The sequence below is a fragment of the Nocardia wallacei genome, from assembly GCF_029869545.1.
GTDB lineage: Bacteria > Actinomycetota > Actinomycetes > Mycobacteriales > Mycobacteriaceae > Nocardia > Nocardia wallacei_A.
The window spans coordinates 1-9,793 of sequence record NZ_JARWQD010000100.1 but is presented as its reverse complement, the minus strand read 5'-3'; the positions used below and the strand labels follow the sequence as shown (position 1 = coordinate 9,793).

Sequence of the window (9,793 nt, the reverse complement as noted above, 5' to 3'; positions counted from 1 at the left end):
CGCGGGGGGGGCGCGCCGGGGGGGCGGGGGGGCGACCCTGCCCCGCGGGGCGGGGTCGCCGCCGGGGGGGGGGCCCACCACTCGCTCGGGGTCCGCGCCCTGCAGCAGGCGTTTGATCGGGACCTCGAGTCGTTTTCCGGTGCGGGTGTGCGGGATTGCGGGGGCGGCGATGATCTCGTCCGGCACGTGGCGGGGCGAGACCTCGGTGCGGATGGTGGCGTAGATCCGTCGGCACAACTCGTCGGTGAGGGCGGCGCCCTCGGCCAAGACCACGAACAGCGGCATCCAATACCCGCCGCCCGGTTGCTCGGCGCCGATCACCAGCGCCTCGGCCACCTCCGGCAGCCGCTCGACCGCCTGGTAGATATCGGCCGAACCCATGCGAATGCCGTGCCGGTTCAGTGTGGAGTCCGACCGGCCGTGCACGACGATGCTGCCGCGGTCGGTGACGGTGATCCAGTCCCCGTGCCGCCACACCCCGGGGTACATCTCGAAATACGCACTCCGATACCGGGATCCGTCCGGATCGTTCCAGAACCGCACCGGCATGGACGGCATCGGCTTCGTGATCACCAGCTCGCCGACCGCACCGTGCACGGGGCTCCCCGTCTCGTCGAATGCCGCCACCGCGGCGCCCAGGTACGGCGCCGACAGCTCCCCCGGCCAGACCGGTACCGTGGGCGCGCCGCCGAAGAAGGCCGACACCACGTCGGTGCCGCCGCTGAGCGACGAGACCTGCACGTGGTCACCGATGTTGTCCCCCAGCCACAGCGACGACTCGGGCGGCAACGACGATCCGGTGATCCCGACTGTGTGGATGCCGGTGAGGTCGAAATCCCGGCGTGGGTTCGTCTCCGCCTTCATGCAGGCCAGCACATAACCCGGACTGGTACCGACCACGGTCGCGCGCGTCCGGGCGGCCAAGTCCCACAGCGCATCCGGGCTCGGATGGGCGGGACTGCCGTCGTAGCACACGATGGTGGCTCCGGCCAGCAGGCCCGCGACCTGGAAGTTCCACATCATCCAGCTCGGGCTGGTGTACCAGAAGAAGGTGTCGTCGCGGCCGATATCCGACTGCAGCGCAACCGCTTTCAGATGTTCGAGGACCACGCCGCCGTGCCCGTGCACGATCCCCTTCGGCAGGCCGGTCGTGCCCGAGGAATACAGCACCCACAGCGGATGGTCGAATGCGACCGGCACAGTGGCGATTTCGCTGCCGTCCGGTGTGCTGACCAGCGCCCAGTCGAGCAGCGCGCCCTCGGATACCCGCCCCGCGAGGGACGACCCCGTGCCGATGCGCTGCACGAGAACCGTTGCCCGCAGGCCCCGCAGCCCGGCCCGCAGCGCCGCGATCTCGTCGCGCTTGTCGTGGATCTTTCCGCCGTACCGATATCCGTCGGCGGTCACCAGCACCACCGGGTCGAGCTGGCCGAGCCGGTCCAGGGCCGCCTTCGCCGAGTAGTCCTGCCCGCACGCGCTCCAGACCGCGCCCAGGCTCGCGGTGGCGAGGAATGCGATCACCGCCTCGGGAATGTTCGGAAGATAGCCGACCACCCGATCACCCTCGCGCACACCGAGTTCCCGCAGCGTGTCCGCGAATGCCGCCGTGCGCCCGAGCAGCTCCGCCCACGAGATCTCGACGGGTTCGCCGCCCTCACCCACGGACACGATCGCCGGACGATCATCCCGAGCGTGCCGCACCACCTGATCCACATAGTTCAGCCGGGAATCCGGAAACCATTGCGCCCCAGGCATATCCGCCGCGACCAGCACGCGCTCGGGCACCGATCCGAGCCCGAAGTACTCCCACACCGCACCCCAGAACCCGGCCAGATCATCGACCGACCATCGCCACAGCGCGCGATAGTCCGCGAACTCCAGTCCGTTCCGCTCCCCCACGAACCGCGCGAAATCACTCACCCGGGCGTTTCGGACGCCCGCCTCGCCCGGCACCCACTGCGCCTGCACCAGACCGACCACCGACGGCGTACCGTCTTCCTCGACGGGCGGGGCTGGAGCGCCCCTCATCGCGCGCTCCATCCGCCGTCCATGGAGTACGAGGCGCCGGTGACCATTCCGGCGGGCTCGGACGTCAGCCACGCCACCAGGGACGCCACCTCGTGCGGTTCGATGAGGCGTTTGACGGCGCTCTCGGTGAGCAGCACCTGTTCGAGGACCTGTTGCTCGGGGATGCCGTGGGCGCGGGCCTGGTCGGTGATCTGCTTGTCCACCAAGGGAGTTCGCACATAGCCGGGATTCACGCAGTTGCTCGTGACACCGTGCGGCCCGCCCTCCACCGCCGTCACCTTGGACAGGCCCTCCAGCGCATGTTTGGCCGTGACGTAGGCGACCTTGTAACGCGAGGCCCGGATGCCGTGCACCGACGAGATATTCACGATCCGGCCGAATCCCCGCGCGTACATGTGCGGCAGCGCGGCGCGCACGAGCAGGAACGGCGCCTCCACCATCAGCGTGAGCATCCCGCGGAACTGCTCCGGCGGGAACTCCTCGATCGGGCTGACGTTCTGCACCCCGGCGTTGTTGACCAGGATGTCGGTCTCGAGCCGCAGCTCCTGCAGCGCGCCCACGTCGAGAAGGTCTACCGCCCACGCCTTTCCGCCGATCTCGTGCGCGAGCTTCTTCGCTCCCACCCCGTCGATGTCGGCGACGGTGACGAGTGCGCCACGTGCGGCGAGCTCGCGGGCGCAGGCGGCGCCGATACCACCGGCACCCCCGGTCACCAGTGCGGAACGTCCGGTCAAATCCCTCATTCGGCAACCACTTTCATCGAGGCGGCCGCACCGGGCCGCTGCGCGGAGTCCGCATCGTCGATCGATTCGAGGTCTATGCCACGGGTTTCGCGGGCGAAGGCGACGGCCACCAGCGTGACACCCGCCGCCGCGGCCAGATACCAGGCGATCGGCACCGCGGACCCGAAGCGGTCCAGCAGCCGCACGGCGATGATCGGCGCCAGCGAACCGGCCACGATCGAGGTCACCTGATACCCCAGGGACACACCGGAATACCGCATCCGGGTCGGGAACATCTCCGCCATGATCGCCGGCTGCGGCGAGTACATGAACGCGTGGAAGACCAGGCCGATGATGACCGCGGCCAGGATCACCACGTTGTGCCCGCTGTCCATCATCGGGAACGCGAAGAAGCCCCACGTCGCGGTCGCCACCGCGCCGACCAGATACACCGGCCGCCGGCCGACCCGATCACTGAGCCGCCCGACCAGCGGAACCACCACGAAATGCACCGCGTGCGCGACCAACAGCCACCACAGGATCGCCTGGGTGTCCACCTCCACGTGCACCTTCAGGTAGGTGATGGAGAAGGTGACCACCAGGTAGTACATGATGTTCTCGCCGAAGCGCAGCCCCATCGCGGTGAAAACCCCACGGGGATAACGCTGCAGCACCTCGATCACGCTGAACGAGGTCGCCTTCACCTGTTCCATCTCGCGCTGCGCCGCGGCGAAGATCGGCGCGTCGGTGACCTTGGTGCGCACGTAGTACCCGACCAGCACGACCACCGCCGACAGCCAGAACGCCACGCGCCAGCCCCAGCTCAGGAAGGCCGCGTCCGGCAGCGTCGAGGTCAGCACCAGCAGCACCGAGGTCGCCAGCATATTCCCGACGGGCACCCCGGCCTGCGGCCAGCTCGACCAGAAGCCCCGGCTGCGGCTCGGACTGTGCTCGGCGACCAGCAGCACCGCGCCGCCCCACTCACCGCCGACCGCGAACCCCTGGATGAAGCGCAGGGTCACCAGCAGCGTGGGCGCCCAGTATCCGACCTGCTGAAAGGTCGGCAGGCAGCCCATCAGGAAGGTGGCGCTACCCACCAGCAGCAGGCTGAACTGCAGCAGCTTCTTGCGCCCGTATTTGTCGCCGAAGTGCCCGAAAACGATGCCGCCCAACGGTCTTGCCGCGAATCCGACCGCGTAGGTGACGAACGCGGCGAGGATGGCATCGAGATCGCTGGTGCCCTCGGCGAAGAACACCTTGCTGAACACCAGCGTCGCGGCGGTGCCGTAGAGGAAGAACTCGTACCACTCCACGACCGTGCCCGCCATCGACGCGGCCACCACCCGCCGCAGCCCGCTCGCCTCGCTGCCGCCCGGCGGCGTCGCGCTCCGCACCCTCATCGCACTGCTCCTTCACGAACGTTCCGCGTGACCGCGCGCATGTTCGGCACGGTGTTGTGACGGCCGACACATTCAACGGTCAGAAAGAGTATTGGTGCAGATATCGACGACCGCAATGCCCAGATCCGCACGAGGTATCTGCGAGAATGCACATATGAGCGCGTCCCCGGCGAGCCGTCGCCCCAGCGCGGACGATCTGCTGGTGCTGCTGGCCGTCGGCCGCTCCGGCCGATTCGTCTCCGCCGCAGAGGAACTCGGCATCAACCACACCACCATTTCGCGGCGCATCGCCGCGCTGGAACAGACCCTCGGCGGCCGGGTGCTGACCAGGGTCACCGGCGGCTGGGAGCTCACCGAGCTGGGCCGCGAGGCGCTGGCCGCGGCCGAGGCGATCGAGTCGGCGGTCCGGTCGCTGGCCACCGAGGACGACGGCAGCCGCGTACTGGAGGGCGTGGTCCGGATCTCGGCGACCGACGGGTTCAGCGCCTATATCGCGGCGCCGTCGGCCGCGCGGGTGCAGCGGCGGCATCCGCGGGTCGCGGTCGAGATCGTGGCCGCCACCCGCCGGGCCTCCACGCAGCGGTCCGGCCTCGATATCGAGGTGGTGGTGGGCAGGCCGAAGGTGCACCGCGCCGAGGCGATGCCGCTGGGCGACTACTGCCTGGGCCTGTACGGCGCCCGCGACTACCTCGCCGAGCACGGCGTCCCGCGGCGCATCGACGAGCTGGGCGGCTATCCGCTCGTCTATTTCATCGACTCGATGCTGCAGGTCGACGACCTGGATCTGGCCTCGAGTTTCGCGCCCATGATGCGCGAATCCGTCTCGTCCACCAATGTTTTCGTGCACGTCGAGGCGACGCGCGCGGCGGCCGGGCTGGGCCTGCTCCCCTGCTTCATGGCCGACCGCCACGCCGACCTGGTCCGGGTGCTCCCCGACGCGGTGGCCGTCCGCCTGACCTACTGGCTGGTCGCCCGCGCCGAAACCCTGCGCCGACCCGAGGTATCGGCGGTGGTCGACGCCCTCCAGACCACCGTGGCCGAGCAGCGCGATGTCCTGCTGGGCCTGTGAACCTCCAGCTTCACCGGCCCGACGTCCAGCACATCCGGAAATGCTGTGGTCGTCTTCAGTTCTCCCGCAGGCGGACCGGGAGTTCCTCCAGGCCGCGGATGAGGGCGCCGTGGTGCCAGCGCGGCGCGAACTCCGGCTGCGCCAGGGACAGGTCCGGGAAGCGTCGCAGCAGTGCGGTGAAGGCGATCTCCGCCTCCAGCCGGGCCAGCGGGGCACCGACGCAGAAGTGGATGCCGTGCCCGAAGGCCAGGTGCCCGCTCGGATCTCCGGCGATGTCGAGACTGTCGGGGGCTCGATAGCGGGCCGGGTCGTGGTTGCCCGCGGCCAGCGAGACGTAGACGAGTTCGCCCGCGGGGATGTCGATGCCGCCGATCCGCACCGGCTCGGCGGTGTAGCGGACCGTCGCCCAGCCGACCGGGCCGTCGTAGCGCAGGAACTCCTCCACCGCCGCGGGGACGGCGGCGGGATCGGCGCGCAGTGCCTCGAGCTGAGATCTGTTGCGCAGCAACGCGTACGTGCCGTTGCCGATCAGATTCACCGTCGTCTCGTGCCCGGCGACCAGCAGCAGGAACACCATCGCCACCAGCTCCGACTCCGACAGCCGATCGCCGGCGTCGCGCACGTGCACCAGGTCCGACAGCAGATCCTCGCCGGGCTCGAGGCGCTTGGCGGCCACCAGTTTTCGCAGATACTCCGACATCGCGACCGAGGCGACGTTGCGGTCCTGGATCCCGCCGACCGAGCCCACCAGCACCCGGGTCCATGCCTGGAAGTCGGAGCGGTCCTCGAACGGGACGCCCAGCAGCTCGCAGATCACCGTGACCGGCAACGGATTTGCGAACGCCTCCAGCAGGTCGACCTCGTCGTGGCGGGCCATCTCGTCGAGCAGCGCCGCGCTGATCTCCTCGATACGCGGCCGCAGTGCCGCCGTGCGCCGCGGCGTGAACGCCTTGACCACCAGCTTGCGCAGGCGCGTGTGGTCGGGCGGGTCGGTGTTGAGCATGTGTTCGGCCAGCGCCTGCGTCTCCGCATTCGCCACCACGCCCGAATCGCGGCGCCGGTCGAAGATCTCGTAGACCTCGGCGGCGCTCTTGCGCAGGCGCGGGTCGTTGAGCGCCGCGCGGCCCTCCGCGTAGCCGATGATCACCCAGCCGTCGACGCCGTCGGCGAGGCGCACCCGGTGCACGGGCCCGCTCTCGCGCCAGCGCCGGTAGTACCGCTGCGGGTCGGCGTGGAAATCGGCGCCGACCTCCTCGATCCGGTTCGCGACCTCACTGTCGGCCATGCTGTCCTCGCTGTTCTCCCGCGCGACCTGTACGACGGTCCCGCCCGACCGGCTCAGCGGCACCCCCTGCTCGCCCCAACCTACCGAATTCCCCACTGCCGCGCCGTATCCGCAGACGGCGGGGAGGTCAAACTGGCAGCGTGGCAGGAGAATTCGTGCCGATTCCCGACTGGTTGTCCGACCGGAACCAGGACTGCGGGGTCGCCGACATAGACTGCGGGTCGACGACCCCGACGGCATGCCCTCGGTGGGCCGCCGGGTGCGCCTGACGTCGTAGCCGCGCGCCCACCAAACCGCCGTCAGCGCACGATTTGGCGTCATCGGGACAAATCCGCATACACACGACGCCACGGGCAATACCGTGGAGTATGCGCACTTTCGTACACCTGGTGCTGTTCGCCTGCGCAGTAGCCATCGCCGTCGGGACATTCGGCCCGCTCGTCGGCTCGGTCCAGGCGCGCGACGTGCAGCTCGCCGACCTGCGGGACGGCTTCGCCGCCGAGCAGACGCTCGACCAGATCGCCGGTCAGAACACCTCGATCCAGTCCTCGCTGGCGATCTTCCTGCTCGTGATCGCGGCCATCGTCCTGCTGGCCGCGCTGTTCGGTTCGCGCGCCATCGGCTGGATCGGTGTGCTGGCCGGTCTGGTCGTGCTCGGCGTGGTCGGCTGGCGGCTCGACGAGCGATTCGGCGACCAGCTGCGCGACGACTACCGCGACCTGCTCGGCGGCGCCTGGGGCCTGTACGCGCTGGTCGGCGGCCTGATCGTCGCCCTGCTGGCGCTGCTGGTCCCGCGCGAGCGCCTGGCGCGGTAGCCGCGTCACACATTCGTCAGCGGGCCGTGCCCCGGCGTCACCCGAGTCCGTGGGAGCCTGGACCGCAGTGACCGGCCGCGCACTGCGCGGTCGGTAACCACCGAGTCGAAGGAGAGCACGCATGTCGATCGAGACCGTGGACGCCGTGGTGATCGGGATGGGCCCGGGCGGCGAGGACGTCGCGACACGGCTGGCCACGGCGGGACTGGCGGTCGTCGGCGTGGAGGGCAGGCTGGTCGGCGGCGAGTGCCCCTACTACGCGTGCGTGCCCACCAAGATGATGGTGCGCGCGGCCGAGGCGCTCGCCGAGGCCGGGCGGGTCGGCGCGTTGGCCGGATCCGCACAGGCACAACCCGATTGGCGTCCGGTGGCGGCCCGCATCCGCGACGAGGCGACCGACAACTGGGACGACACGGTCGCGGTGGAACGCTTCGAGAAGGCGGGCGGACGGTTCGTCCGCGGCTGGGGCCGCATCAGCGCCCCCGGCGAGGTGACGGTGACCACCGCCGACGGGCCGCGGGTATTCCGCGCCGACCGCGCGATCGTGCTGAATCCCGGTACGGCACCGGCGGTTCCGCCGATCGAGGGCCTGGCCGAGACGCCCTACTGGACCAATCGCGAGGCCGTCGCCGCCACCGCGGTGCCCGAATCGCTGATCGTGCTCGGCGGCGGGCCCGTGGGAATGGAGTTCGCCCAGATCTTCTCGCGCTTCGGCGCCCAGGTCACGGTGATCGTGCGGCACCGTATCCTGCCCAAGGAGGAACCCGAGGCGGCCGACCTCGTCGCCGAAACCCTGACCGCCGAGGGACTTTCGATCCGCTCCGGGGTGGAGGCCACGCGGATCTAACACGACGGCACCCGGTTCACCGTGCACCCGGACCGGGGCGAGCCGCTGCACGCGCGGCAGCTGCTGGTGGCGACCGGCCGCCGAACCGATTTCGCGGCGTTGGGAATCGGCGCGGTGGGCCTGGACGAATCAGCCCGCGATATCGAGGTCGACGAGCATCTGCGGGCCGCCGACGGGGTCTGGGCGATCGGCGACATCACCGGGCGCGGCGCCTTCACCCACATGTCGATGTATCAGGCGCGCCTCGCGGCCGCCGACATCCTCGGCACCGCAACCGATCCCGCGCAGTACCATGCCGTCCCGCGGGTCACCTTCACCGATCCGGAGGTCGGTGCGGTCGGCATGACCGAGGCCGAGGCCCGCGACGCCGGGCTGACCGTGCGCACCGCCGTCACCGACCTCGCCGCCTCCACCCGCGGCTGGATCCACAAGGTCGGCAACGCCGGGCTGATCAAGCTGGTCGAGGACGCGGACCGCGGCGTCCTGGTCGGCGCCACCTCGGTCGGCCCGCAGGGCGGAGAAGTATTGAGCGCCTTGGCCGTTGCCGTCCACGCCGAGGTCCCCACCCATACCCTGCGCGGCATGATCTACGCCTACCCCACCTTCCACCGCGCCATCGAGACGGCCCTGGACTCCCTGGCCTGAGGCTCATCCCGCGATCGGTACGCCCGCATCCGCTAGGCCCCGCCGCGCACGGCGGTCACGGCGATGGTGGCGTAGGGCATCGTGAAGCTGCCGCCGAGGGTATCGATCGCGTCGCCGACGGCGCCCAGCACGTCCGCGAGCTGGTCGGGGCGCAGGCGGGTGAGGGCGCCGTGGGTGGGCATCTGGTCGAGCCATTCGTCGCGGGTGTAGGAGCGCTCCCAATCGAAGCGCCACTGCTCGGGGGTGCCGAATTCGCCCGCGGCCCGGATGCCCTCGGACGCCTTGTCGAACATCGGCTGATAGGCGTCGGCCATCGTGCGGTCGGCGCCCATGGACTGCCGCATCACCCGCATGTCGATCGGGGAGTCGGGCACCGCGCGGGTGAAGGCGGCGATGGTCGCGTCCGTCACCTCAGGCGGGGTCTGGAACACATGCCAGAACACCGCGAGCCTGCCCCCGGGGCGCAGGACGCGCGCCGCCTGGACCGCGCCCGCGACCGGATCCACCCAGTGCCACGCGGTTCCGGCGACGACGAGATCGAAATCCCGGCCCGCCGGATCCCACTCCTCGAAGGTCGCCACCTCGACCGCGACCCCGCTGCGCCGCGCGAACTCGGCCATCCGCCCGTCGGGCTCGACCCCCAGCACGCGGCACCCGGCCGCCCGGAACTGCCGCGCCTCGATCCCGGTCCCACACCCGACGTCCAGCACATCGAGCCCGGGAACGCCGCGGGCACCGGGGCTCGGGGTGGCGGCGATGATCCTTGCCACCAGGTCGGGCGGATAGGGCGGGCGGGTGCGGTCGTAGCGTTCGGCGTCCACGCCGAAGGATTCCGCCATCTGCCGCGCGCGGTGCGGCTCGGGTTCGGCTTCGGGTCCCGGAGATATAGTGGGGGGGGGGCCCCCCAAAAATTGGGGGGGGGCCCCCCAGGAACCGCGGGGGTTGGTGGAGGGGGGGTGGGTGGTTTAGGCCCGGGGGGGCC

Annotated in this window: 8 protein-coding genes and 1 pseudogene; 4 read left to right on the top strand and 5 right to left on the bottom strand. The window is 70.4% G+C overall.

Annotated elements, in window-relative coordinates; all coding sequences use genetic code 11:
- The 3 genes from QH290_RS06655 to QH290_RS06645 all read right to left on the bottom strand — a co-directional run.
- Positions 1-1,971 (bottom strand): acetoacetate--CoA ligase (locus QH290_RS06655; RefSeq protein WP_425303558.1); only part of this gene is annotated, 1,971 nt, incomplete at its 3' end.
- 53 nt (positions 1,972-2,024) lie between these two features.
- Positions 2,025-2,771 (bottom strand): 3-hydroxybutyrate dehydrogenase, encoded by a 747-nt coding sequence (locus QH290_RS06650; RefSeq protein ID WP_280261338.1) that lies wholly within the window; start codon positions 2,769-2,771, stop codon positions 2,025-2,027.
- Positions 2,768-4,150 carry an MFS transporter gene (locus QH290_RS06645; protein ID WP_280261336.1) on the bottom strand — a complete coding sequence of 461 codons (1,383 nt, stop codon included), beginning with the start codon at positions 4,148-4,150 and terminating at the stop codon, positions 2,768-2,770. The genes QH290_RS06650 and QH290_RS06645 overlap by 4 nt, the downstream gene beginning before the upstream one ends.
- Before the next feature lie 154 nt (positions 4,151-4,304).
- Between QH290_RS06645 and QH290_RS06640 the strand changes: the two genes are divergently transcribed.
- Positions 4,305-5,219, top strand: coding sequence for a LysR family transcriptional regulator (locus QH290_RS06640; protein WP_280382267.1), 915 nt, complete (start codon positions 4,305-4,307; stop codon positions 5,217-5,219).
- 55 nt (positions 5,220-5,274) lie between these two features.
- On the opposite strand, the gene QH290_RS06635 is transcribed toward QH290_RS06640, so the two are convergent.
- Entirely contained in the window at positions 5,275-6,600 is a 1,326-nt protein-coding gene (locus QH290_RS06635; protein WP_280261331.1) for a cytochrome P450 family protein, read from the bottom strand.
- A gap of 272 nt (positions 6,601-6,872) precedes the next feature.
- On the opposite strand from QH290_RS06635, the gene QH290_RS06630 reads away from it, so the two are divergent.
- The 3 genes and pseudogenes from QH290_RS06630 (at position 6,873) to QH290_RS06620 (ending at position 8,811) form a co-directional block, all read left to right on the top strand.
- Complete coding sequence (locus QH290_RS06630; RefSeq protein ID WP_280261328.1) at positions 6,873-7,319, top strand: hypothetical protein; 447 nt, start codon at positions 6,873-6,875, stop codon at positions 7,317-7,319.
- Positions 7,320-7,440: 121 nt separating this feature from the next.
- Positions 7,441-8,394: pseudogene (locus tag QH290_RS06625) on the top strand (FAD-dependent oxidoreductase); the annotation flags it as partial.
- Positions 8,389-8,811, top strand: a complete 423-nt coding sequence (locus QH290_RS06620) for a hypothetical protein (RefSeq protein ID WP_342213714.1) — start codon at positions 8,389-8,391, stop codon at positions 8,809-8,811. The pseudogene QH290_RS06625 and the gene QH290_RS06620, both read left to right, overlap by 6 nt.
- Positions 8,812-8,843: 32 nt before the next feature.
- Here QH290_RS06620 and QH290_RS06615 read toward each other — a convergent pair whose 3' ends face one another.
- The gene (locus QH290_RS06615) at positions 8,844-9,650 is read right to left on the bottom strand and encodes a class I SAM-dependent methyltransferase (RefSeq protein ID WP_280382266.1); all 807 of its coding nucleotides are present in this window, start codon (positions 9,648-9,650) and stop codon (positions 8,844-8,846) included.
- Between the last annotated feature and the right edge of the window lie 143 nt (positions 9,651-9,793).